Here is a 23,448-nt window from a genome sequence, read left to right on the forward strand (position 1 = left end):
GCACGGCGTCACACTTTTTGGGGAGACAAATGTAAGCCGTCAGTCGGGGACATTCCGAGTTGAATGCGCGTTCCGCTAGGCAAGAGCGCGTCTTGATGTGGGTCCAATTAAATCAAGGCACATCCACTGCATTGTTTCTCTGCGTCAGTTCTGCCACGTCGCCCTGGGTGACGATACGCAGCCGACCTCCCTTTGCGCTCTTTCCGTCCGGCACCATCAACCGCACCTGCGCCGTCTTCGGCTCCAGATCCCGCGGCGCCGCCAACGTCGGAAATCCGGCCCGCGCCAATTCCCTGCCACGCGCATCCTCCAACACCACAAACCCCGCCGGCGCATCCGCATGCCCCAGGCTATGCACGGTGACCTCGATGGCATCGGCCATCACCCGCACATCCCCACGCCCGATCCCCAAGTCCGGCCGCAGCTCGACCGGCACCGCGGCCGGCGTGACCAGCTCGAACTCCATCACCACCGTCTGCCCGGCCGGGAATTCCACGTCCACCGCCCCGCTCTTCTCGAACGCGAACTCGCGCGTGGCCCCCTTACCGTCGATCTTCCCATCGCCATCGCGATCCACACCCGAACGCATCCGCCACTGCCCGGCCGCGACATTCCACCCCGTCATCTGCGCCCGCTGCGTCTTGTCGCTGGTGTTGTAGCCGATGACGGTGAAGCGATCCTGCCGCGGCTTCGGCAGCAGCAGCGCCACCTGCACCGCGCCTTCCGGATCGGCGAAGCGCCAGCTGACGGTATGGCCGGGGTAGGTCTGGTTGCGCTTGAGGGCGACGCCGCCGAGGCGGGCGCGCTGCAGGTTCACGGTGGGCGATTCGACGCGGTCGCTCCACCAGTGGCCTTCGGTGTTCATGTAGAAGGTCTGCAGCTTGTCGCGGGTCTCGGCGCGGTACAGGGTTTCCAGCCAGCGCGGGTCGCCGCTCTGTTCCCAGGCGACGTGGTGGGCGAAATCCGGGGCGTCGTCGGGGTCGGCGTCGGCCGCCGCCTTGGCCAGGCTGGCGCCCCAGCTGTCGCGCTTGCCAAGCACGTCGAGGAAGTTCTCGTTGAGCAGGGACAGGCCGCCGGGGCCGGCCTTGGCGACGCGGTAGTCGATGGGCTGGAGATAGCGCGCATCGCCGGTCCAGCGGTAGGCGGCCCAGAAGGTGTGCAGGGTGTCGGGGCCGCCGCTGCCGTCGAACAGGCTGCCGCCGCGGGTCTTGCCGGTGGCCCAGTTGATCTCGTTGGGCAGCGCCCACTGACCCTTGGCGTCGGTGTAGGCGTGGGCCAGGTAGCCGTCGGCCAGGCCGGTGACGATGCGGCGGCTGTTGGGGTCGGCGTTGTAGCCACCCAGCAGCAGCGCCGGGTGCAGGATCGGGAACGAGTAGGGTTTTTGCCACTGCCAGTTCGGCTCGCGGTAGACCTTGCGCCCGCCGAACCAGTTGCTGGCGAACAGCAGGTGGCCCTGCGGGTTGACCTGGATGATGCGGTCGAACGCCTTCACCGTGCGCATCAGCCGCTCCACCGTCAGCGGGTCGCCCCAGTTGAGGTAGAGCATTTCGCTGTTGATGTTGATGCCGTCCTCGTAGGAATGCAGTTCGTCGGTCTCGATGGTGGAGAGGCCGTCGGTGAACATGCCGTTGCGGTAGTTGGCGTCGGACAGGGCGGTGAGCGAGGCGTTGAGTTTGTCCGGATCCACGCCCATCAGGGCGACGCCGGGCCATTGCTGGGTGAGGTCGGAATCGTCGGAGATGCCGCCGCCGAAATCGCCGTAGTCGACCTGTCGCTCGTCGATCCACCAGTTGATGTAGCGGCGCGTGGCCTTGAGGTCTTCCAGCTGCCAGAACGCCCAGCCGGGCACGTCCCTGGGCGGCTGCGGCAATTGCACCGGCAGCGGGCCCTGGTTGCCGTAGCTGATGTCGGCCCAGTACTGGCGGCCCAGCGCGTTGTCCGGGTCCACCCGCAGCAGGTCGTGGATGTCGGCATCCAGGCGCGCGTACAGGCGCTGGCGCTTGGAGGTGGTGTGTTCCTCGACCAGGAAGCCCCAGTTGTCCTTGACCTGGTTGAAGCGGTCGGCGATGTGCTCGGCCTTGGCCTGCTCGCGCGGCTTGAACAGCAGGCGGATCTGCGCGCCGTCCAGCGCGCGCGCGTCGAAGCCGGGGGCGGCCGAGGCGATGCTGAGCATCAGGCTGTCGTCGGTCAGGATGCGGTCGCGCAGGTCCAGCCACAGCGTGCGCGCCTGTCCGGGCGCGACCGAGACCGACACGTCGAGCATGTCGCGGCCGGGCCAGATCGGATCCTTGACGCGGATGTTGAGCGGGATCAGGCCGTTGTGCGTGGCTGGCAGCTGCAGCGCAGGCAGGTCGATGGCGATGCCGTCCAGGCCATCGTGCATGTTCTCCCAGCCGTAGGACCAACTGCGCATCAGCGGCTGCGCGGCCGGTGCGTCGCCGAGGTTGGACGGAATGAGCACGTGGACGATGGGCAGCGGCGGCACCGCGGTCTTTTCGTCGGCACGCTTGCGCGACGGCGCCTTGGTCGGCAGGGCGACCACGGTGCTGCGCTCGTCCGGCGGGTAACGCCCGGCGATGTAGGCGCGCAGCGCGGCGAGGTTGGCGTAGTCCGGGGCGATGTCGCTGCGCACGGTGTAGCGCAGCGTGGCGCTGGGGTGGGCCGGCTCGGCACCGGCGCCGACGTCGTAGGCCCAGATCTCCTGGATCGGAGTTTCCTGGGCGACGTTGGTGAAGCGCAGATGGCCGCCGCGGCGGCGTTCGAACTGATCGACGCTGCGCACCGTGCCCTGGGCGCGCGAGAACAGCGGCGTGGGCGTGGCGCCAGCGGCGGCATAGGTGGCCTGGCCGTAGGCGGCGCCGCGCAGTTCGATGCGGTTGAACGGTTCGTCGGGCAGGACCAGGTCCAGCGCCTTGCCGCCTTCGACGTAGACGTTCCAGTCGGGCAACTGGAAGTAGTCGTTGCGGCCGGGCAGGCGCGAGCGGTTATAGACGCCGGGCCAGGTGGTCTCGGCGATGCCGTCGGTCGCCTTCCACATCCATTCCTTGAGGTCCTTGGCGTCGGCGAACTCGACCTTGCGGATGCGCGTGGACGGGGCATCCAGCGCCGGTGGTGCGCGGCCGTGGTCCCAGCCGAAGCGGTGCAGCCAGGCGTTGCGCGCGGCACTGTCGGGCACGGTCTCGGCGCTGCGCGGCTCCTGCTGCCGGGCCAGCGCAGCGACGCCGGCGGCGTCGAGCATGCGGTCGTAGACGCGGATTTCGTCGAAGTCGCTGCCGCGCAGGAAGTTGTAGCGGCTCTGCACCTGGTGCGGGGCGAGTACGCGTGCGGCCAGGCCGAGCTGGTCGAGCGCGGCGTCGAAGTCGAGCGAGCCGCCGTCGGCGCAGGCCTGGGTGCAGTCCACGCGTGCGGCTTCCTTGCCGTCCACGTACAGGCGCACGCCGCGGGTCTCGTCCCAGGCGAAGGCCAGGTGGGTCCAGGCGCTGGGTGCGGGGAACTTGTCCAGCTTGAAGGAGACGCGGGTGCGGGCCAGGTTGGCGTCGGTCACGAAGGCATCGAAGCCGTGGCCGTTCCAGTCGATGCGCAGCCAGGCCATGTCCCAGCTGGTGTGGTCGGCGTAGCCGACGCGGAAGATCACGAACGGCGCTTCGCCCACCGGGTAGCGCGAGCGCCAGAAGAACGACAGCGTGCCGCGCTGGGTGTAGAGGTTGCCGGGAGCGTTCCAGGACAGCACACCGTCGTCGGCCCATTCGATGGCCTGCCCGGACACGCCGGTCGGTACCAGGGCGATCTTGTCGCGGAAGTTGGGTTGGGGGTCGCCATGGGCGACGTCGGCGTCCAGGCCTTTGTCGGCGGAGACGCGGAACAGCAGTTCGGGAGTGGCGGCTGCGGCGATCGCTGGCAACGCGAGGGCACAGAGCAGGGCGAGGCGGTGTGAGATGCGACCTGGGCTCTGCGATTTGGAGGCGTATGCAGTAGAGCCTTGCTTTGCCGAAGTGGGTAGGAACCGCGCGTCGCGGCTGACGCCGCTCCCACATGTGCGTTGCTGCACTGTGGGAGTGGCGTCAGCCGCGACGCGCGATGCCGGCACATCCTGTGGCAATCGCGACGAGCCGATGGACGCAAGCAGGTGCACCGCCGTCGCCTTCAGGCGACGCCACACCCCAGGACCGATCGCCGACACACCACCGCCGGCGCCCACCGCGCTGCCGCACATTGCCTGTTTCATCTCGCTCCTTTGCGATCGGCGCGCACCGTGGCGGCGCGCGTCGATCTCCCTCCCCGGCCCGCGAGTATGCGGGCAGCGGGGCGTTGCCGATGCCGCAGCGCGGCACCGGCGAACGCAGTCTTCAGAACTTGTAACGCACCCCGATCGCGTACTGCCGGCCGGTCTCGCTGTAGGTCAGCGGCAGCTGCGCGCCGGTGGCGCTGGTCTGCACCCACTCGTAGTACGGCACGTTGGTCAGGTTCGACCCTTCCAGGCTGATGTCGATCTTCTCGTCGATCTTGTAGGTCAGCTTGGCGTCCACGACATTGGTGCCGCGCATGCCGTGCATGTCGAAGCCGGTTTCCGTGGCCGGCACCTGGGTCAGGTAGCCGTCGCGGTGGGTCAGCGACACGCGACCGCTGAAGCGCTCGCCTTCGTAGAACAGCGTGGCGTTGTACGAATTCTTCGACAGGCCGGTGAGATCGGTGTTGAACGACAGCGCGCCGGTGCCGGTGACGTACTGGATCTTCGACTGCACGTAGGTGTAGTTCAGCTGGGTACCGAAGTTGGCCCACTTGCCCGGCAGGAAGCTGAAGGGCTGGATGTAGTTGAACTCCGCGCCCTTCAGCTTGCCGCCCGGGGTGTTGAGCGGCACGCTGAAGACGAAGTCGTCGCTGGCCGCCGCGCCGGTGCCGTCGAGCAGGCTGACCGGCAGGCCGCTGCTGGAGTACGGGGCGATGGTGCGCGCGGTCTGCACGAAGCTGTCGATGTCCTTGTAGAACAGCGCCAGGCCGAACATCGCGCCTTCCTGCAGGTACCACTCGAAGCCGAGGTCGGCGGTCTTGGCGCGGATCGGATCCAGGTTCGGATTGCCGCCGCTGACCGTGCGCGCGCCGCCGGCGACGGCGACCGTCACGCCCGGGGTCAGGCTGCCCAGGCCCGGCCGCGTCATCACCTTGGCGGCGCCGAAGCGGATCAGGAAGTCCGGGGTGATCTCGGCGACCAGGTTCAGCGACGGCAGGGTGTCGTGGTAGTCGCGCTCGACCGTGGTGTTGATCAGGTTCGAGCCGACCAGGGCGTAGCCGGTGGAAGACTGGTTGGTCTTCACGTAGCGCACGCCGATGTTGCCGGAGAACGGGATCGCGCCGATGTCGAAGGCGAAGTCGCCCATCAACCAGGCGCCGCGGTCCTTCTCTTCCACGCTGCGGGTGTTGACCGCGCGCTCGGTCAGCGTCCAGGTGCCGGTGCCGCTGTAGATGCCCAGCGCATCGGCGATGCCGTTGAGGTCAGGCACCGCCCAGTTCGACGGCGTGCCCTCGATGCCCTTGAGCCCGGCCAGCGTCACCAGGTTGACCGGCACGATGCGGTTGCCGGTGGCGAAGGTCGGCACGCTGGTCTCGGACGCGCGGCGGAACTCCTTGGTGTCGAAGCCGTAGTTCTTGGCCAGCACGCCGCCCTTGAGGGTGAAGTTGGTGCCCAGGTTCCACTCGAAGTTCAGCGAGCCGGTGTCGAAGCTGTTGTTGGCCGACTGCGGACGCATGCGCACTTCGGCCAGGGTCCAGCCATTGGCGGCGGTCGGGTCGATGCCGTAGTTGAACACCGGCGAGGTGTAGCTGTTGCGGTAGTCGTAGCTGTAACCGGCGACGTTGTTCTTGTCCATGATCACCGTGGTCTGGATCGGGTTCCGGTGCTTGGAACTGGAGGTGCCGATCTCGCCGGTGATCTTGAAGGTGTCGCTGAAGCGGTGCTCGCCGTTGAGGGTGAGCTGCTTGAAGACCGTGTTCCACTCGTCGTGGCGGTTCTCCGAGCGGATGTCGGTGTTGTCGAAGCGGCCATACAGCAGCGCACCGGAGGCCGGGTCGACGTAGCCGTCGCGCACGATCATGTCCGGCTTGCCGTTCTGCGAGCGGCCGCGGCTGAAGCTGATCGCCTCGATGTAGTGCTCGTCGCGCTTGGCATCGATCTTCGAGTACAGGCCGTCCAGCGAGAACTCGGTGCTGTCGTTGGGCTTCCACTGCAGCGAGCCGGTCACGCCCAGGCGGTTCTGCTCGTGCTCCATCTGCGTGTAGCGCGGGATGCGCGGGCTGAACACGTTGGCGCTGTTGGCGGCGGCGAACGGCGAGGTGGGGCTGTAGCCGTTGTTGCTCGGGCCGTTGGCCCAGCGCGTGGTGCCGCTGCCTTCCTCGAGCACCTGGCGCTCGGAATAGGCCACCGACATCAGCGCGCCGAAGGTGCCGTCGGCCCAGGTGTTGGCGACCAGCGCGGCGATGCGCGGATCGGCCTTCTGCGACATGCCGTTGTAGGTGGCCTGGCCGTTGGCGGCGAAGGTGAAGCCGTCGTAGTCGAACGGCCGCGCGGTGCGCAGGTCGACCGTGGCGCCCAGCGAGCCTTCCTCGACGTCGGCCGAGGCGGTCTTGCGCACCACCATCTGGGTGAACAGGTCCGAGGCGAACACGTTGAAGTCGAAGCCGCGGCCGCGGTTGGTGCCGCCGCTCTGGTCGCTGGCACCGACCGTGGTCAGCGCTTCCATGCCGTTGATGCGCACGCGGGTGAAGTCCGGGCCGAGGCCGCGCACGGAGATGTTGCGGCCTTCGCCGGCGTCGCGGGTGATGACCACGCCGGGGATGCGCTGCAGCGATTCGGCCAGGTTGGTGTCCGGGAACTTGCCCACGTCCTCGGCGACGATGGCGTCGACCATGCCCTTTTCGGCGCGCTTGATGTCCAGCGCCTTCTCCACGCTGGCGCGGTAACCGGTGACGACGACGGTGTCGAGCTCGGTGGTGGCATCGGCCGAGGCCGCGGCGGGCGGCGCGGCCGCCGGCGCTTCCTGTGCCTGCAGGGCACCGGCCTGCAGGGCCAGGCCGATCGACAGCGCGAGCAAGGTAACCGGTGTCTTCCGGCGTTCGGTACGTGATTGCATGTCCTCCCCTCCCAAGGGTTACATGACGGCGTGGAACTGCGGGCGTTGTCGCGAATGACACCGCTGGTCAAAACCAACGTTAACAGTTGCGAAACATCCCGGCATCTTGCAGCGCAACAGAGTGCCCGGCGACCCGAGGGTCTTTTCAGTCAATGAGATAGCGCAGGATCGCGACGTCGGCCAGTGCCGAAGCGCCTGCTGCCGCACAAAAATGACACCGCTAGTCACTTTTTCTGGTCGGCGTTTGCATTTCGCGGCATGCTTGGCGTCCCTTCGGCTGCCGGACCCGCTTGCCATGACCGTTTCCCGCATCGTCTGCTTCGGCGAACTGTTGCTGCGCCTGGGCGCGCCCGGCCACGAACGGCTGCTGCAGACGCCGCGGCTGGAGGTGCAGGTGGGCGGTGCCGAGGCCAACGTGGGCGTGGCGCTGGCGCATTTCGGCCACGCCGTCTCGGTGGTCAGCGTGCTGCCGGACAATCCGCTGGGCCAGGCCGCGGCCGGCGAACTGCGCCGGCATGGCGTGGACACCAGCGGGGTGCGCTTCGTGCCCGGGCGCATGGGCCTGTACTTCCTCAGCACCGGCGCCGGGCACCGCCCCAGCGAGGTCACCTACGATCGCGCCGGCTCGGCCTTCGCGCTGGATGCGGGCGACCGGCACGACTGGCCGGCGCTGCTGCGGGGCGCGCAGTGGCTGCACCTGTCCGGGGTGACCCCGGCGCTGGGCGAACGCGGCGCGGCCGCGGCGCTGGCGGCCGCGCAGGCGGCACGCGCGGCCGGGGTGCGGGTGTCGTTCGACGGCAACTACCGCCCCAAGCTATGGGAGGCCTGGAACGGCGATGCGCCGGGCATCCTGCGCCAGCTGCTGGCGCAGGCGGACGTGCTGTTCGCCGACTACCGCGACCTGGAGGTGGTGCTGGGCCACCGCTACCCGCAGGACAGCGTGCAGGCGCGGGTAGAAGCGGGCGCGCGCGACGCCTTCGCCGCATTCCCGCAGCTGCAGGCGATGGCCTGCACCCAGCGCGTGGCGCACAGCGTGGACCGGCACAGCCTGGGCGCGATGCTGCTGCGCCGCGACGGCAGCGTCGCGCAGGCGCCGGCCGAGGAGCTGAGCGGCATCGTCGACCGCATCGGCGGCGGCGACGCCTTCGCCGCCGGCGTGCTGCACGGGCTGAGCCGTGGCTGGGACGACACCGCCACGATCCGCTTCGGCCTGGCCGCCGGCTGCCTCAAGCACACGCTGCCGGGCGACGTGCTGGCGCTGAGCGAGGCCGAGGTGCGGGCGTGCGTTGGGGCGACGCGGTTCGATGTGAGGCGGTGAAGAGCCGGGAATGGGGAATGGGGATTGGGGAATCGTAAAAGCACTGGCGCTTCCGGGTTTGCGTGCGGATTGGCGTTGCGATGTGGCGGGGTTTTAGTCGTGGGGGTGTGCTGGCAATTCCAGCACCGCGGCTTCGGTTTTCGCGGCTGAAGCCCCTCCTACAGCAGATGCTGCGGGGATGGATGAGGTCTTTGTGGGAGGGACTTCAGTCCCGACGCGGTGAAGCGCCGGGAATGGGGATTGGGGAATCGTAAAAGCGCTGGTGCTGCGGGGTTTACGTGCGGATCGGCGTTGCGGTGTGGCGGGGTTTTAGTCGTGGGGGGTGTGCTGGCAATTCCAGCACCGCGGCTTCGGTTTTCGCGGCTGAAGCCCCTCCTACAGCAGATGCCGCGGGGATGGATGAGGTCTTTGTGGGAGGGACTTCAGTCCCGACGCGATTCGGTCGGCGTGCCGCCACCGCTGCCTCGCCGTCAGCGCAAAAGAAAACGGCCGACATCGCTGCCGGCCGCATGCTCTGTCCGGGATCCGGGATCGACACGACGCCCGAATCCCCACTCCCGAATCCCCGCTCCTCAGAGCTCCACGCAATCGAACTTGACGTCCGGGTCGACCTCGGCGTCGTAGTCCACGTCCTTGCGCTCGAAGCCGAACAGCTTGAGGAACTCGTGCTTGTAGCCGGCGTAGTCGGTGAGCTGGAACAGGTTCTCGGTGGTCACCTGCGGCCACAGCGCCTTGCAGGCGTCCTGCACGTCGTCGCGCAGTTCCCAGTCGTCCAGGCGCAGGCGGTTCTCGTCGTCGGTGGCCGCGGGCTGGCCGTCCTCGCGGTACAGGCGCTCGCGGAACAGACGGTCGGCCTGTTCGATGGTGCCTTCGTGCAGGCCCTTTTCCTTCATGATCTTGTAGACCATGGAGATGTACAGCGGCATCACCGGGATCGCCGCGCTGGCCTGGGTCACCACCGATTTCAGTACCGCCACGTTGGCCGCGCCACCGTGAGCCTGCAGGCGCGCGTGCAGGCGCTGCGCGGTCTGGTCGAGGTCGACCTTGGCCTTGCCCAGCGCGCCGTGCCAGTAGATCGGCCAGGTGATCTCGGTGCCGATGTAGCTGAAGGCGACGGTGCGCGCGCCCGGGGCGAGCACGCCGGCGGCGTCCAGCGCATCGATCCACAGTTCCCAGTCCTGCCCGCCCATCACGGTGACGGTGTCCTCGATCTCCTGCTCGGTGGCCGGCTCGATCGAGGCCTCGATGATCGCGTCCTTGTTGGTGTCGATGGCGGTGGCGGTGTAGGTCTGGCCGATCGGCTTGAGCGCCGAGCGCTTCACTTCGCCGGTGCCCGGCAGCTTGCGCACCGGCGAGGCCAGCGAATACACCACCAGGTCGACCTGGCCGCCCATGTCCTGCTGGATCAGTTCGATGACCTTGGCGCGCGCCTCGTCGGAGAACGCATCGCCGTTGATCGACTTGCTGTACAGGCCGGCGGCCTTGGCCTGCTTGTCGAAGGCGGCGGCGTTGTACCAGCCGGCGGTGCCGGCCTTCTTCTCGCTGCCGGGCTTTTCGAAGAACACGCCGAGGGTGGCGGCGCCGAAGCCGAACGCGGCGGTGATGCGCGAGGCCAGGCCGTAGCCGCTGGACGCGCCGATCACCAGCACGTTCTTTGGCCCGTCGTGGCGCACGCCGCGCGCGCGCGTGGCGGCGATCTGCTCGAGCACGTTGCGCTCGCAGCCGAGCGGATGCGTGGTGGTGCAGATGAAACCGCGGACTTTCGGATGGATGATCAACGTGAATTCCTCGTCGGCACAATGCCCGCGGCATCTTAATGTCTGCGGCGGGTGTGCAGAAGTCCCGGTGGTAGCACACGGCGGGGTATGGAGCGTACTGCGGGCGGGCGCGCGCGTTCGGATGGGTCGCGTCGCGACTGAAGTCGCTCCCACAGGGGCGGCGTCGTGGCGGCGGATGTCGTGCTGGCTGGAGGGAAACAGCTGATCGGCGAGCCGCAATCGCGCCATCGGTTGTCGCGGCTGAAGCCGCTCCTGCGGCAGGCCGCGGCACGGCACGGTCGCACCGTTGTGGGAGGGACTTCAGTCCCGACGCTCTGCCGGTGGACGTCGCAGCGCCACCGCTGGTGCACGCATCAGATGATGCGCAAGGTGATCGCCTTGAGCACGGCACGGGTGCGGTCGCGGGTGCCGAGCTTGTCGAGGATGGTGGAGACGTAGTTCTTCACCGTGCCCTCGGCCAGGAACAGGCTGCGCGCGATCTCCTTGTTGGAGTAGCCGCCGGCGAGCAGGCGCAGGATCGCCACTTCGCGGTCGTTGAAGGTGTCGCTCGGGGCGTCCTCGTCGCGGTAGCGGTAGCGCGCACGCACCGGGTCGGTGCTGACCGGCTGCAGCAGGGTCTCGCCGGCGGCCACGCGCGCGATCGCCTCGCGCAGGTCCTCCGGTGCGGCGTCCTTGAGCAGGAAGCCCTGCGCGCCGGCGGCGGTGGCGCGCAGCAGCAGATCGGATTCGTCGAAGGTGGTGAGCAGCAGCACCGGCGTGCGGTCGCCGCGCGCGCGCAACTGCTGCAGCGCCTGGATGCCGTCCATGCCGGGCATGCGGATGTCGCTGAGCACCACGTCCACCGGCGTGGCCGCCACCACGTCGAGCAAGGCCTGGCCGTCGTCGGCCTCGCAGGCGACGACGATGCCCTGGGTCTGCAACAGCGCGCGCAGGCCCGCGCGCACCAGCACCTGGTCGTCGGCCAGGGCGATCCGCAGCGCGCTCACAGCGGCAGCCTCGCGCTCAGCTGCATGCCGCCGAGCGGCGTGCGGCCCAGTTCCAGGCGTCCGTGCAGCGCGGCCAGACGCTCGCGCATGCCGGCGATGCCGTTGCCCTCGCGGATGCGCTCGGCGCGGTGGCCGTCGTCCTCGATGTCCAGGCACAGCTGCTGCCGATCCTGGCCCAGGCGCACCCGCACGTGTGCCGCGTCGGCGTGCCGGGCGGCGTTGGTCAGCGCTTCCTGCACCAGCCGCAGCAGGGTTTCGGCCAGGTGCGGATCGGTGATGCGCAGCGCCGGATCGATCTGCAACTGCAGTTGCGGCCGCGGGAACGGCGCGGCCAGGGCACACAGCGCGGTCTCCAGGTCCACCCCGCGGTCGTCGCGCAGCGACTGCACCACCGCGCGGATGTCGGCCAGCAGTTCGCCGGACAGTCGCTCCACCGTCGCCATCTCCGTGCGTTGCGCCAGCGCCGGATCGGCCAGCAGCAGGCGCAACTGGATGCGCAGGGCGGTGAGCTTGTGCCCGGCCACGTCGTGCAGTTCGCGCGCCAGGCGCAGGCGCTCGGCATCGCGGGTGCTGTCGGCGAGCAGCGCACGGGTGGCCAGCAGGTCGGCGTTGACCCGTGCCAGCGCCTCGCGCGCCAGCTCGGCAGTGCGCGCGTAGTGCGCGCTGAGGCCTGCGAAGGCGTGGAAGCCGGCGTAGATCAGCGTGGTCAGCAACGGATGCCTGATGCCGGCGGCGGACAGCGCCAGGAACGTACCCAGGTTGGCCAGCAGCGCCAGCGCCAGCACCGGCCGCGGCGGCCACTGCAGCGCCACCTGCGCGACCACCACCACCAGCAGCACCGGCGCGGTGCCGACGTGCGGCTCCAGCCAGACCAGGGCCATCGCCGCGGCTGCCTCGACCCACAGCGCGACATCGCGCCAGCGCCCGGGCAGGTAGTGCGCGCCGAGCAGCGGCAGCAGGAACAGCGCCGCCGCAGTCCAGCGCCAGGCCACCAGCGCATGCGGCGCGAACTGGAACGACCACAGCACGGTGGCCACGGTCAGCAACCCGGCCAGGCGCTTGGGTTCGATCAGGTCGCGCAGGAATCGGTTCATGCGGCCGATGCTGACCGCGTACCGACGCCGCGGCAATGGGGCGGGCGCAGAAAGTGACTTCCGGCAGGCGGACGGCATGACCAGCGGCCACTGCCGCGCCACCCCGATGGCGCCACACTGCGTCCATGCCCTGCCGGGTGCCGGACGATCGGCACGCAGGATGGGCCCGGTTCATCCACCCTGCCACGCAATGCGTGGTGCACGCCGCCACGAGGAACACCGTCATGCTCCTGACCCTGCGCCATCCGGATCTGCTGTTCATGCTGCTCGGCCTGGGCTGGGGCGCGTACGAGATGCTGCTCAGCCGCCGCCGTCGCGCCGCCGATGGCGGTGCGCGCGACCAGGGCACGCTGCGCCTGCTGTGGCGCGTGCTGTACGGCGCGGTGGCGCTGGGCGCGCTGCTGTCGCTGCTCGGCGTGTGGCGCTATGCGCCGCACCTGCGCGAACCGCTGCGCTGGTTGGCCTGCGCGCTGCTGGCCGGCGGGCTGGCGCTGCGGCTGTGGTCGATCCGGGTGCTGGCGCGCTGGTTCACCGTCGACGTGACCATCCAGGAAGGCCACCGCCTGGTCCGCCACGGGCCGTACCGCTATCTGCGGCATCCCTCGTACACCGGCGCGCTGCTGGCGTTCTACGGGCTGGCGCTGGGCATGGGCAACGTGCTGTCGCTGCTGGCGATCGTGCTGCCGGTGACCTGGGCGTTCCTGCGCCGCATCCGGGTCGAGGAAGCGATGCTGACCCAGGCCTTTCCAGAAGAATACCCGGACTACGCCGCGCACAGCTGGCGGCTGCTGCCGTGGGTGTGGTGAGGCCGCCGCGATGGCGCTGCGCGACCTGATCCTGGCCAGCCTGCACCACCTGGCGATGCTGCTGTTGATCGCCGCGCTGGTGGCGGAATGGATCCTGCTGCGTGCGCCGCTGGACCACCGCCAAGTGACGCGGCTGGTCCGCGTCGACGCCGGCTACGGGCTGGCCGCGCTGCTGATCCTGGCGATCGGTGCCCTGCGCGTGCGCTACGGGCTCAAGGGCACCGGTTACTCCCTGCACAACCCCTGGTTCTGGGCCAAGCTCGGCACCTTCGCGGCGATCGGCCTGCTCTCGCTGGTGCCGACGCTGCGCCTGCTGGGCTGGCGCCGGCAGGCGCGGCTGCAGCCGACCTGGTCGCCGAACGCGGCACAGGTGCGCACGCTGCAGCGGTTGATCGGGGTGGAACTGGGCCTGTTGGCGGTGCTGGTGGTGCTGGCCGCGGCGATGGCACGTTACGGCATGACCTTATTGGTATTACCAATTTAGGCGGCTCGCATCGTTGCAACCATTGACGTCGCGTAATCCAAGGCGCCTAATGGTCACACCATTCGCGCCCCGCCAGTTTATTGGTATGACCAATAGTCTTAAAGCTGCCGCCACTGCCGCTGCCGCCGAGTCCCCTGCCCGGCTCAGCGACCGGGTCGCCGCGCAGTTGCGCACGCTGATCGCGCAACGCGGCCTGGCGGTCGACGCGCGCCTGCCCGCCGAGCGGGCCCTCGCCGCGGAACTGGGCGTCTCGCGCCCGGTGCTGCGCGAGGCCATCGCCCAGCTCGCCAGCCAGGGGCTGCTGCGGGCCCGGGTGGGCGGCGGCACCTACGTGCAACGGCCGCCGACCCCGGAAGACCAGGTGGTGGCGCCGCTGCAGCCGTTCCTGCCGTTGCTGCATGCCGACCCGGAGTACCGCTTCGACGTGCTGGAAGCGCGCCATGCGCTGGAAGGCGCCACCGCCTGGCATGCGGCACTGCGCGCCACCGACGACGACCGCGCGCGCATCGAGGCGGCCTACGAGGCGCTGCTGCAGACCCATGCGCAGGCCGATGCGGCGGCGCAGGCGCACGCCGACGCCGATTTCCACCTGGCCATCGCCGAGGCCACCCACAACCGGGTGCTGCTGCAGGTGATGCGCGGGCTGTTCGACCTGCTGCAGGCCAACATCTCGCAGAGCCGGCAACAGCTGTTCGAATCGCCGCGCATCTTCTCCGCCCTGCTCGCCCAGCACCGCGCCCTGCGCGACGCGATCCTGGCCGGCGACCCCGAACGCGCCCGCGCCGCCGCGCACGCCCACCTGGAATTCGTGCACAGCGCGCTGCGCACCCTCGACGAGGACGATGCGCGCCGCGCCCGTGCCTCGCGCCTCCCCTCCTCTCCCTGACCGCCCTGCCCCCATGATCATTTCCGCCTCCACCGACTACCGTGCCGCCGCGCAGCGCCAGCTGCCGCCGTTCCTGTTCCACTACATCGACGGCGGCGCCTATGCCGAGCACACCCTGCGCCGCAACGTGTCCGACCTGAGCGACATCGCCCTGCGCCAGCGCGTGCTGCGCGACATGTCGGCGCTGGACCTGCACACCGAGCTGTTCGGCGAACGCCTGGCCTTGCCGGTGGCGCTGGGGCCGGTGGGCCTGACCGGCATGTACGCGCGCCGCGGCGAGGTACAGGCGGCCAGGGCGGCGGCGGCCAAGGGCGTGCCGTTCACCCTGTCCACGGTGTCGGTGTGCCCGATCGAGGAAGTGGCGCCGGCGATCGACCGGCCGATGTGGTTCCAGCTGTACGTGCTCAAGGACCGCGGCTTCATGCGCAACGCGCTGGAGCGGGCCAAGGCCGCAGGCGTCACCACCCTGGTGTTCACCGTGGACATGCCGGTGCCGGGCGCGCGCTACCGCGACGCGCATTCGGGCATGAGCGGCCCCAACGCGCCGCTGCGGCGCATGCTGCAGGCCGTCACCCATCCGCGCTGGGCCTGGGACGTGGGCCTGCGTGGGCGCCCGCACGACCTGGGCAACATCTCCACCTACCGCGGCCATCCCACCGGGCTGGCCGACTACATCGGCTGGCTCGGCGCCAACTTCGATCCGTCGATTTCGTGGAAGGACCTGGAGTGGATCCGCGAGTTCTGGACCGGGCCGATGGTGATCAAGGGCATCCTCGATCCGGACGATGCGCGCGATGCGGTGCGGTTCGGCGCCGACGGCATTGTCGTTTCCAACCATGGCGGGCGCCAGCTCGACGGCGTGCTGTCCAGCGCGCGGGCATTGCCGGCGATCGCCGATGCGGTGAAGGGCGAGCTGAAGATCCTGGCCGACTCCGGCGTGCGCAACGGCCTGGACGTGGTGCGCATGCTGGCGCTGGGCGCCGACACCGTGCTGCTCGGCCGCGCCTTCGTCTACGCGCTGGCCGCCGCCGGCCAGGCCGGCGTGGAGCATCTGCTGAGCCTGATCGAGAAGGAGATGCAGGTGGCGATGACCCTGACCGGTGCCAAATCGATCGCGGCGATTTCGCGCGAGTCGCTGGCGCAGGTGACGCGCGAGGCGATGGTCTCGCCGTAGGACGGGTCGGCCATCCGCGCGCACGCGGCGCGGCGATCGCGCGTGCCTGTCGCGAGGAAGCGAGGACGTGGACGCCAGAAACGATCGAGCAACGACATCCGCGCAACCACGGTCGTGCGGGTTGACTCGGCAGGCGCACCACCGAGGCCGGGCGGCATGCGCTGCACACCGCTCAACCGCCGCGCACTGCACGCCAGCGGCGCATCTGCCGGTCCGGATGCGGCGTCCTCGGGATCGGCGGCACGCCCTCGCACCGCCCCCCGCCTGCCCTAGCCGACCTTGCGCCGCGCCGGCGCCTTGCGTGCCGCCGGCTTGGCCTTGGCCGCCGCCGGTTTGGCGCGTGTGGCTTTCTTCGCCTTGCCGGCCGCGGCCTTGGCCGGCTTGGTCGCCTTCTTCGCGGTCTTGCGCACCGGCACGCGCTCGTCCTGCCTGGCCGGCGTGCGCTTCTTGGCCTCCAGGCTCTTCTGCAGCAGCGACATGAAGTCGACCACGTTGGTGGTGGCGTCCTCGCGCTGCGGCGCCTCGGCATCCTCGTCGACCTGGGTGGTGCCCTCCTGCGCCTTGATCCGTTTCTGGATCACCGCGTGCAGCCGCTCGCGGAATTCGTCGTGGTAGGCATCGGGGTCCCAGCGCCCGGACATCGAATCGATCAGCTGCGCCGCCATCTCGGTTTCCTTGGCGCTGATCCGGTAGTCGGCGGCCTTGCCGCTGGGCAGCATGTAGTCGTCCAGGTCGACCAGTTCCTGCGGGTAGCGCAGCAGGATCAGCACCAGCGCATCCTGCAGCGGCATCACCGCCGACAAATACTCGCGGGTGCGGATCACCACCCGCGCGATGCCGACCTTGCCGGTGTTGCGCAGGGTCTCGCGCAGCAACACGTAGCCCTTCTCGGCCTTCTTGCCCGGCACCAGCACGTAGGGTTTCTCGAAATAGCGCAGGTCGATCTCGGCGGCGTCGACGAAGGCCTCCACTTCCACCGTCTCGTGGCTTTCCGGTGCGGCCGAGGCGATGTCCTGCTGCTCGACCACCACGTAGTTGCCCTTGCTGTATTCATAGGCCTTGACGATGTCCTTCCACGGCACTTCCTCGCCGGTGTCGGCGTTGACCCGCTCGAAGCGGATCGGGCGCTTGTCGCGCGCATCGAGCATGCGAAAGTGCAGGTCGACCCGGCGTTCGCCGGACATCAGCGACACCGGCACGTTGAGCAGGCCGAAGGACAGCGTGCCGGTCCAGATCGGGCGCGGCATCAGTGCGCCTCCACGCCGGCGGCCTGCGCCGGCAGGTGATCCAGCGCCTGCCAGGCATCCTCGATCACCTGCCGCGCCTGGGTCCAGTCCAGCCGCGAGTCGCCGCGCATCAGGTCCCAGTGCGCGGCCAGTTCGTCCTCGGTCTCGGCGACGGGCCCGCGCGGCCAGCCGCGGGCATGGGTCTGCAGGGCGAAGGCGTAGGCCGGGCGCAGATCGCGCCACGGCGTGCGGTGGCGGGCGCGGCGCTGGCGGTAGTCGGCCAGGCTGTAGCGGCGGTAGTCCGGTGCGTCGTGCGGACGCAGTGCCGCACCACGGCGGCGCGGCGGCGGCACGCTCGGCAAGGGATCCAGATGGGCGTTGAACAGCAGCGGGTCGGGGCGGTCGCTGGGGCGCATGGCAGGGCTCCGGGCGGCAACGGCGGCGGGGGGACGCGCAGCAGTAGCGCTGCCGCCGTTAGCGACCCGTGACCGATCCGTGGAGGATGCGCGATTCGCAATGGCTTCACCACGCCGGCGGTGAACTGGACCTCCGCTATTCCCTGGAGGAACCGGACATGTCCACGCCCACCGATCCGCTGCGCCAGGCCGCGCCCATTCCCGGCGAACAGCGCGGCAAGCGCCAGACGCAGGACCGCGAAGACCGCGGCGCCGGCGACCGCCCCGAGACCATCGTCGAACACGAACCGCGCACCGGCGAGAACCGCCCTGCCCCGCGGGACACTCCGGCGCACTCCACGCCGGACACCGCGCACGGACGGCATGCCGACGCCAACCAGGACGAAGCCCTGGAAGAGACCTTCCCCGCCAGCGATCCGGTGTCGCCGTTCGTGCCGGCGAAGGCGCCGAAGGCGTCGTAGCGCGTCGAAGTCTGGCGTTAGACCAGCGTCGGTGTGGAAGTGATTTCAGGGCACCTCAACAAATCTCGACTGCAACATCAGCCGCGACGAGCGACATCATCGGCGCGTCCGACTGCACTGCAGTCGGGACTGAAGTCCCTCCCACAAGGAGGGGCGGAGGGCAGCGCTTCCATCGACACGATCGGAAACACGGTGCAGAGAAACGCGCTGCACCGCGTGCCTTCCGCCACTACACCTTTCCCGCCGCCTCCAGCGCGGCGTACTCGCTGTCGCTGAACAGCCGCGAGCGCACCAGGAAGCGCACGCCCTCGCCGTTCTCCAGCGAGAACATGCCGCCGCGGCCGGGCACGACGTCGATGATCAACTGGGTGTGCTTCCAGTAGGCGAACTGCGACGGGCTGATGTAGAACGGCGCCTGCCCGATCTCGCCGAGCAGCACGTCGCGGTCGCCGACGATGAAGTCGTCCTGCGGGTAGCACATCGGCGAGGAACCATCGCAGCAGCCGCCCGACTGATGGAACAGCAGCGCGCCGTGCCGCGCCCGCAGCTTGGCGATCAGCTGCAGGGCCGGCAGCGTCGCCAGCACCTGCGGCGGCAGCGCGGCAGCGGGCGCGGACGCGTCCATCAGGCGGCCATGTCCAGGACGATGCGGCCTTCGATCTTGCCGGCGTGCATGCGCGCGAACACGTCGTTGACGTTGTCCAGAGTGTCAGTGGCCACGGTCGCGGCGACCTTGCCCTGCTCGGCGAATTCCAGCGATTCCTGCAGGTCCAGGCGCGTGCCGACGATCGAGCCGCGCACGGTCACACCGTTGAGCACCATGCCGAAGATGTCCAGCGGGAACTGGCCCGGCGGCAACCCGTTGAGCGAGACGGTACCGCCGCGGCGGACCATGCCGATGGCCTGCTCGAACGCCTTCGGCGACACCGCGGTGACCAGCGCACCGTGCGCGCCACCGATTTCCTTCTTCAGGTACGCGACCGGATCGGTGGTGCGCGCATTCACCGTCACCGTCGCGCCCAGGCGCGTGGCCAGCGCCAGCTTGGCGTCGTCCACGTCGACCGCGGCCACGTTCAGGCCCATCGCCTTGGCGTACTGCACCGCCATGTGGCCGAGGCCGCCGATGCCAGAGATCACCACCCAGTTGCCGGGCTTGGTGTCGGTGACCTTCAGGCCCTTGTACACGGTGACGCCGGCGCACAGGATCGGCGCGACCTCGACGAAGCCGATGTTCTTCGGCAGGTGGCCGACGTAGTTGGCATTGGCCAGGGCATATTCGGCGAAGCCGCCGTTGACCGAGTAGCCGGTGTTCTGCTGCGCCTCGCACAGGGTTTCCCAGCCGCCCAGGCAATGCTCGCAATGGCCGCAGGCCGAGTACAGCCACGGAATGCCGACGCGATCGCCTTCCCTGACGTGGTCCACGCCGGCGCCGACCGCCACCACATGGCCCACGCCCTCGTGGCCGGGGATGAACGGCGGGTTCGGTTTCACCGGCCAGTCGCCCTCGGCCGCATGCAGGTCGGTATGGCACACGCCGCAGGCTTCGATCTTGACCAGGATGTCGCCGGCCTGCGGCCGCGGCACCGTCACTTCCTCGATCACCAATGGCTTGCCGAACTCACGCACCACGGCGGCTTTCATCGTCTTGTCCATCGTCTACGCTCCTGAGAAAAACGGGTCCTGTCACCATCGCGCGACCGGCGACGGAGTGCCTTGATCCAGATCAGTTCGCAGGCGGACGACGGCACGCCGGCAGCGTGCCGCCGCCCTGCCCGGCGGATCAGAAGAAGCCCAACGCCTTCGGCGAGTAGCTGACCAGCAGGTTCTTGGTCTGCTGGTAGTGGTCGAGCATCATCTTGTGGTTCTCGCGGCCGATGCCCGACTGCTTGTAGCCGCCGAACGCGGCATGCGCCGGATAGGCGTGGTAGCAGTTGGTCCACACCCGCCCGGCCTGGATCGCCCGGCCCATGCGGTACAGCCGCGCGGCATCGCGGCTCCACACGCCGGCGCCCAGCCCGTACAGCGTGTCGTTGGCGATCGCCAGCGCGTCCGCCTCGTCCTTGAAGGTGGTCACCGACACCACCGGGCCGAAGATCTCCTCCTGGAACACGCGCATCTTGTTGTGACCCTTGAACACCGTCGGCTTGACGTAGAAGCCGCCGGCCAGCTCGCCATCCAGCGCGTTGCGTTCGCCGCCGATCAGCACCTCGGCGCCTTCCTGCTTGCCGATGTCGATGTAGGACAGGATCTTCTCCAACTGCTCGCTGGAGGCCTGCGCGCCGACCATGGTATTGGGATCGAGCGGATTGCCCTGCTTGATCGCCGCCACCCGCTTGAGCACCTTCTCCATGAAGCGCTCGTAGATCGACTCCTGGATCAGCGCGCGCGACGGACAGGTGCACACCTCGCCCTGGTTGAAGGCGAACAGCACGAAGCCTTCCACCGCCTTGTCGAGGAAGTCGTCGTCCTCGGCCATCACGTCGGCGAAGAAGATGTTGGGCGACTTGCCGCCCAGCTCCAGCGTCACCGGGATCAGGTTCTGGCTGGCGTACTGCATGATCAGCCGGCCGGTGGTGGTCTCGCCGGTGAAGGCGATCTTGGCGATGCGCGGGTTGCTGGCCAGCGGCTTGCCCGCTTCCAGGCCGAAGCCGTTGACCACGTTGAGCACGCCCGGCGGCAGCAGGTCGCCGATCACCTCCATCAGCACCAGGATCGAGGCCGGGGTCTGCTCGGCCGGCTTCATTACCACGCAGTTGCCCGCGGCCAGCGCCGGCGCCAGCTTCCAGCACGCCATCAGCAGCGGGAAGTTCCACGGGATGATCTGCCCGACCACGCCGAGCGGTTCGTGGAAGTGGTAGGCGATGGTGTCGTGGTCGATCTCGGAGATGCCGCCTTCCTGCGCGCGCACCGCGCCGGCGAAGTAGCGGAAGTGGTCCACGCACAACGGCACGTCGGCATTGAGGGTTTCGCGCACCGGCTTGCCGTTGTCCCAGGTCTCGGCATAGGCCAGCAGCTCCAGGTTCTGCTCGATGCGGTCGGCGATCTTCAGCAGCACGTTGCTGCGCTCGGTGCTGGAGCTCTTGCCCCAGGCGTCCTTGGCGGCGTGCGCGGCGTCCAGCGCCGCCTCGATATCCTCGGCGTTGGAGCGCGCCACCGCGGTGAATACCTTGCCGGTGATCGGCGTGCTGTTGTCGAAATACTGCCCGCTCTTCGGCTCCACCCACTTGCCGCCGATGAAGTTGCCGTAGCGCGACTTGAAGATGGACTGCGGATCGGTGGCATGCGGCTTGGCGGTGCTGACGGCGTTCATGGTGTTCTCCTTCGGCGGTCGGAAAGGACGGGCGGGGCCGTCCGGTAGCGGCATGTGCGCAAGTCCGATGCCAGGTTTCGCGTGCTGCGCCGCGTCACGCGGTCGCACCGCGACACACCGACGCACCCCCTGCGGTTTTGCTGCGTCGCGTCACGTCTTGCGATTGCGCTGCGTCGGCGGATGTGCTGTTTATCGGAACACCCGTATCACCAGGTGTCGCAATCTGCGACAGCGGAGCAGGACATGGCGCAGCACCCCTCGCAACACCAACTCGGCCAGGCCCGGCGGGCCTTCTTCGAACGCGGCGGCGCGCCGGTCGGGCAGGTGCCCGACACCATCCTGCAGTCGTGGCAGCGCTGCCAGCGCCTGGGCCTGGCCGCGGACGCGAAGCCCGCGATCGAACCACTGGAAGCCTCGCGCCTGCGCGCCCTGCGCGAGGCGCACGAGCGCCTGTGGCGGCTGGCCCGCGCCGAGCTGGAAGGCCTGGCCGGCGACGCCGCGGCCACCGGCAGCATCGTGCTGCTCACCGACGAGGCCGGCTGGATCCTCGACGCCGAAGGCAGCCCGCGCTTCCTCGACAAGGCGGGCAGGGTGGCGCTGATGCCCGGCGCGTGCTGGAGCGAAACCCAGGTCGGCACCAATGCGATCGGCACGGCGATCGTCGAAAGCCGTTCGGTGGAAGTGCGCGGTGGCGAACACTACTTCGCCCCGCACCAGATCCTCAGTTGCGCGGCGGTGCCGATCTTCGATCCGTACGGCGCCCTGGCCGGCGTGCTCGACATCTCCGGCGACGCCAGCGTGCAGCACATGCATGCGCTGGCACTGGCGCGGATGGCGGTGGCCAACATCGAACACCGCTATTTCGACGACGGCATTCCCGGCTGCGAACTGCTGCGCGTGCACCACGACCCGGCGCTGCTCGGCACGGCGCGCGAAGCGCTGCTGGCGTTCCGCAACGGCCGCCTGGTGGCGGCCAACCAGGCCGGGTTGCGGCTGTTCGGGCTGGAGCGCCACGAACTCGGCCGCGCGCCCTACGAAGCGCTGTTCGAAGAGCCGCTGTCGCGGCTGCGCCAGCAGGGCAGCGTGTTCGACCTGCAGGGGCGGGCGCTGCACGGACGCATCGACAGCCCGGCCGACGATCGTCCGCGGCGGCGCCCGCAGCAGGCGCCGATCACCGTGACCGCGTCATCGCGGCCTTCGGCGGCGGCGGCGTCCGACGCGCCGCTGTTCGACGCGGCGCAGGAACTGGCGCTGGAACGCGCGCGGCGCGTGCTCGATGCGCAACTGCCGGTGCTGGTGCAGGGCGAGACCGGCACCGGCAAGGAAGTGTTCGCGCGCGAGCTGCACCGGCGCAGCGCCCGCGCCGGGCGCCCGTTCGTGGCGGTCAATTGTGCGGCACTGCCGGAAGGGCTGATCGAGGCGGAACTGTTCGGCTACGAGGACGGCGCCTTCACCGGCGCGCGCAAGCACGGCAATCCGGGGCTGTTGCGCCAGGCCGATGGCGGCGTGCTGTTCCTGGACGAGATCGGCGACATGCCGCTGGCCCTGCAGCCGCGGCTGCTGCGCGTGCTGCAGGAACGCGAACTGTTGCCGCTGGGCGGCGGCAAGCCGGTGAAGCTGGATTTCGCCCTGGTCTGCGCCACCCACCGCGACCTGGACACGGCGATGGCCGAGCAGCGCTTCCGACCCGATCTGTACTACCGCATCGCCCACCACTGCGTGCAGATTCCGGCGCTGCGTGCGCATCCGGACCGACGCGCGCTCGTCGCCGAGCTGTGGGCGCGACTGGGGCAGGGCAGGCGGCTGACCGAGGCGGCCCTGGCGACGCTGGGCGCCTACGCGTGGCCGGGCAATCTGCGCCAGCTGGTGGCGTGCCTGCGCACCCTGGTGGCGTTGAGCGAAGCGGATGCGCTGGTCGATACCGACGCCTTGCCGGCCTACCTGCCCGGCGTGCACGCGGCGAAGCAGGGCGGTACCCACGTCGCACCGCCACCGCTGCCGTCCGCCGACCTCGACAGCCTGGCGCTGCAGGCCATGCGCCAGGCGCTGGACGCCTGCGCCGGCAACGTCTCGCAGGCCGCACGCCGGCTCGGCATCAGCCGCAGCACGCTGTACCGACGGCTGCAGCTGGGGACGCGCTGAGATCGCGTTTCGCTGTCTCCGGCTGCGCCGCGCGATCGTCGACGGCGCACGTCTCGTAGGAGTCAACTGTCATGCACCTGCGATGACAGGAGGAGCGTACGGGGCCTGATCGCGCGCGATGGCATTGAGCCAGCGCAGGAACTTGTGCATGCAGGCGACGATGGCGACCTTGGCCGGCTTGCCCGCTGCGCGCAGACGTGCGTAGGTGTTGGCCAAGGGGGATTTGGCGCGGATGTTGACGAA

At 69.4% G+C, this 23,448-nt stretch carries 17 protein-coding genes; 7 read left to right on the forward strand and 10 right to left on the reverse strand.

Annotation, left to right across the window (positions count from 1 at the left end; genetic code table 11):
* Window positions 1-112: 112 nt before the first annotated feature.
* Window positions 113-3,901 (reverse strand): LamG-like jellyroll fold domain-containing protein, encoded by a 3,789-nt coding sequence (locus tag CEK68_RS14560; RefSeq protein ID WP_152239796.1) that lies wholly within the window; start codon window positions 3,899-3,901, stop codon window positions 113-115.
* Window positions 3,902-4,346: 445 nt separating this feature from the next.
* A complete protein-coding gene (locus CEK68_RS14565) occupies window positions 4,347-7,124 on the reverse strand; it encodes a TonB-dependent receptor (RefSeq protein ID WP_193314210.1) in 2,778 nt (925 codons plus the stop codon).
* A gap of 295 nt (window positions 7,125-7,419) precedes the next feature.
* On the opposite strand from CEK68_RS14565, the gene CEK68_RS14570 reads away from it, so the two are divergent.
* A complete protein-coding gene (locus CEK68_RS14570) occupies window positions 7,420-8,442 on the forward strand; it encodes a sugar kinase (RefSeq protein WP_152239797.1) in 1,023 nt (340 codons plus the stop codon).
* Window positions 8,443-9,014: 572 nt separating this feature from the next.
* Here the strand turns inward: CEK68_RS14570 and fabV are convergent.
* The 3 genes from fabV to CEK68_RS14585 all read right to left on the reverse strand — a co-directional run bounded on the left by fabV (window position 9,015) and on the right by CEK68_RS14585 (window position 12,300).
* A complete protein-coding gene (gene fabV, locus CEK68_RS14575) occupies window positions 9,015-10,220 on the reverse strand; it encodes an enoyl-ACP reductase FabV (RefSeq protein WP_152239798.1) in 1,206 nt (401 codons plus the stop codon).
* 353 nt (window positions 10,221-10,573) lie between these two features.
* Window positions 10,574-11,206, reverse strand: a complete 633-nt coding sequence (locus CEK68_RS14580) for a response regulator transcription factor (RefSeq protein ID WP_152239799.1) — start codon at window positions 11,204-11,206, stop codon at window positions 10,574-10,576.
* On the reverse strand, window positions 11,203-12,300 hold the full coding sequence (locus tag CEK68_RS14585) for a histidine kinase (RefSeq protein WP_152239800.1): 1,098 nt from the start codon (window positions 12,298-12,300) through the stop codon (window positions 11,203-11,205). The genes CEK68_RS14580 and CEK68_RS14585 overlap by 4 nt, the downstream gene beginning before the upstream one ends.
* 224 nt (window positions 12,301-12,524) lie before the next feature.
* Here CEK68_RS14585 and CEK68_RS14590 point away from each other — a divergent pair, with 224 nt between their 5' ends.
* From CEK68_RS14590 to lldD, 4 genes are all read left to right on the forward strand, one after another.
* Window positions 12,525-13,106, forward strand: coding sequence for a PEMT/PEM2 methyltransferase family protein (locus tag CEK68_RS14590; RefSeq protein WP_051067643.1), 582 nt, complete (start codon window positions 12,525-12,527; stop codon window positions 13,104-13,106).
* Between the two features lie 10 nt (window positions 13,107-13,116).
* Window positions 13,117-13,590: a DUF2214 family protein gene (locus CEK68_RS14595; RefSeq protein WP_152239801.1), complete on the forward strand. Its 474-nt coding sequence runs from the start codon at window positions 13,117-13,119 to the stop codon at window positions 13,588-13,590.
* 85 nt (window positions 13,591-13,675) lie between these two features.
* Window positions 13,676-14,476 (forward strand): transcriptional regulator LldR, encoded by an 801-nt coding sequence (lldR, locus tag CEK68_RS14600; protein WP_152239802.1) that lies wholly within the window; start codon window positions 13,676-13,678, stop codon window positions 14,474-14,476.
* 13 nt (window positions 14,477-14,489) lie between these two features.
* Entirely contained in the window at window positions 14,490-15,650 is a 1,161-nt protein-coding gene (lldD, locus tag CEK68_RS14605) for an FMN-dependent L-lactate dehydrogenase LldD (protein ID WP_152239803.1), read from the forward strand.
* Window positions 15,651-15,919: 269 nt separating this feature from the next.
* Here the strand turns inward: lldD and CEK68_RS14610 are convergent, their stop codons facing one another.
* Together CEK68_RS14610 and CEK68_RS14615 are read right to left on the reverse strand one after the other, a co-directional pair.
* Window positions 15,920-16,897 carry a Ku protein gene (locus CEK68_RS14610; protein ID WP_152239804.1) on the reverse strand — a complete coding sequence of 326 codons (978 nt, stop codon included), beginning with the start codon at window positions 16,895-16,897 and terminating at the stop codon, window positions 15,920-15,922.
* Window positions 16,897-17,292: a hypothetical protein gene (locus CEK68_RS14615; protein ID WP_152239805.1), complete on the reverse strand. Its 396-nt coding sequence runs from the start codon at window positions 17,290-17,292 to the stop codon at window positions 16,897-16,899. The genes CEK68_RS14610 and CEK68_RS14615 overlap by 1 nt, the downstream gene beginning before the upstream one ends.
* A 158-nt stretch (window positions 17,293-17,450) precedes the next feature.
* On the opposite strand from CEK68_RS14615, the gene CEK68_RS14620 reads away from it, so the two are divergent.
* Entirely contained in the window at window positions 17,451-17,753 is a 303-nt protein-coding gene (locus CEK68_RS14620) for a hypothetical protein (RefSeq protein ID WP_193314211.1), read from the forward strand.
* Window positions 17,754-17,982: 229 nt separating this feature from the next.
* Here the strand turns inward: CEK68_RS14620 and CEK68_RS14625 are convergent, their stop codons facing one another.
* The 3 genes from CEK68_RS14625 to adh all read right to left on the reverse strand — a co-directional run bounded on the left by CEK68_RS14625 (window position 17,983) and on the right by adh (window position 21,063).
* Window positions 17,983-18,378 carry a DUF779 domain-containing protein gene (locus tag CEK68_RS14625; RefSeq protein ID WP_152239807.1) on the reverse strand — a complete coding sequence of 132 codons (396 nt, stop codon included), beginning with the start codon at window positions 18,376-18,378 and terminating at the stop codon, window positions 17,983-17,985.
* Window positions 18,378-19,406 carry an alcohol dehydrogenase AdhP gene (gene adhP, locus CEK68_RS14630; protein ID WP_148828231.1) on the reverse strand — a complete coding sequence of 343 codons (1,029 nt, stop codon included), beginning with the start codon at window positions 19,404-19,406 and terminating at the stop codon, window positions 18,378-18,380. The genes CEK68_RS14625 and adhP overlap by 1 nt, the downstream gene beginning before the upstream one ends.
* A gap of 127 nt (window positions 19,407-19,533) precedes the next feature.
* Window positions 19,534-21,063 (reverse strand): aldehyde dehydrogenase, encoded by a 1,530-nt coding sequence (gene adh / locus CEK68_RS14635; RefSeq protein ID WP_017914593.1) that lies wholly within the window; start codon window positions 21,061-21,063, stop codon window positions 19,534-19,536.
* Window positions 21,064-21,306: 243 nt separating this feature from the next.
* Between adh and CEK68_RS14640 the strand changes: the two genes are divergently transcribed.
* On the forward strand, window positions 21,307-23,205 hold the full coding sequence (locus CEK68_RS14640; protein ID WP_152239808.1) for a sigma-54-dependent Fis family transcriptional regulator: 1,899 nt from the start codon (window positions 21,307-21,309) through the stop codon (window positions 23,203-23,205).
* Window positions 23,206-23,448 lie beyond the last annotated feature (243 nt).

This window comes from Xanthomonas sp. LMG 12461 (genome assembly GCF_009192935.1).
In the GTDB taxonomy this organism is placed as follows: Bacteria; Pseudomonadota; Gammaproteobacteria; order Xanthomonadales; family Xanthomonadaceae; genus Xanthomonas_A; species Xanthomonas_A sontii.

Coding starts and splice junctions, on each gene's coding strand:
- CEK68_RS14640 (WP_152239808.1), top strand. CDS start 21,307: ATGGCGCAGCACCCCTCGCAACACCAACTCGGCCAGGCCCGGCGGGCC.
- CEK68_RS14615 (WP_152239805.1), bottom strand. CDS start 17,292: ATGCGCCCCAGCGACCGCCCCGACCCGCTGCTGTTCAACGCCCATCTG.
- CEK68_RS14595 (WP_152239801.1), top strand. CDS start 13,117: ATGGCGCTGCGCGACCTGATCCTGGCCAGCCTGCACCACCTGGCGATG.
- lldD (WP_152239803.1), top strand. CDS start 14,490: ATGATCATTTCCGCCTCCACCGACTACCGTGCCGCCGCGCAGCGCCAG.
- CEK68_RS14620 (WP_193314211.1), top strand. CDS start 17,451: ATGTCCACGCCCACCGATCCGCTGCGCCAGGCCGCGCCCATTCCCGGC.
- adh (WP_017914593.1), bottom strand. CDS start 21,063: ATGAACGCCGTCAGCACCGCCAAGCCGCATGCCACCGATCCGCAGTCC.
- adhP (WP_148828231.1), bottom strand. CDS start 19,406: ATGGACAAGACGATGAAAGCCGCCGTGGTGCGTGAGTTCGGCAAGCCA.
- CEK68_RS14570 (WP_152239797.1), top strand. CDS start 7,420: ATGACCGTTTCCCGCATCGTCTGCTTCGGCGAACTGTTGCTGCGCCTG.
- CEK68_RS14610 (WP_152239804.1), bottom strand. CDS start 16,897: ATGCCGCGCCCGATCTGGACCGGCACGCTGTCCTTCGGCCTGCTCAAC.
- CEK68_RS14590 (WP_051067643.1), top strand. CDS start 12,525: ATGCTCCTGACCCTGCGCCATCCGGATCTGCTGTTCATGCTGCTCGGC.
- CEK68_RS14565 (WP_193314210.1), bottom strand. CDS start 7,124: ATGCAATCACGTACCGAACGCCGGAAGACACCGGTTACCTTGCTCGCG.
- CEK68_RS14585 (WP_152239800.1), bottom strand. CDS start 12,300: ATGAACCGATTCCTGCGCGACCTGATCGAACCCAAGCGCCTGGCCGGG.
- CEK68_RS14625 (WP_152239807.1), bottom strand. CDS start 18,378: ATGGACGCGTCCGCGCCCGCTGCCGCGCTGCCGCCGCAGGTGCTGGCG.
- lldR (WP_152239802.1), top strand. CDS start 13,676: ATGACCAATAGTCTTAAAGCTGCCGCCACTGCCGCTGCCGCCGAGTCC.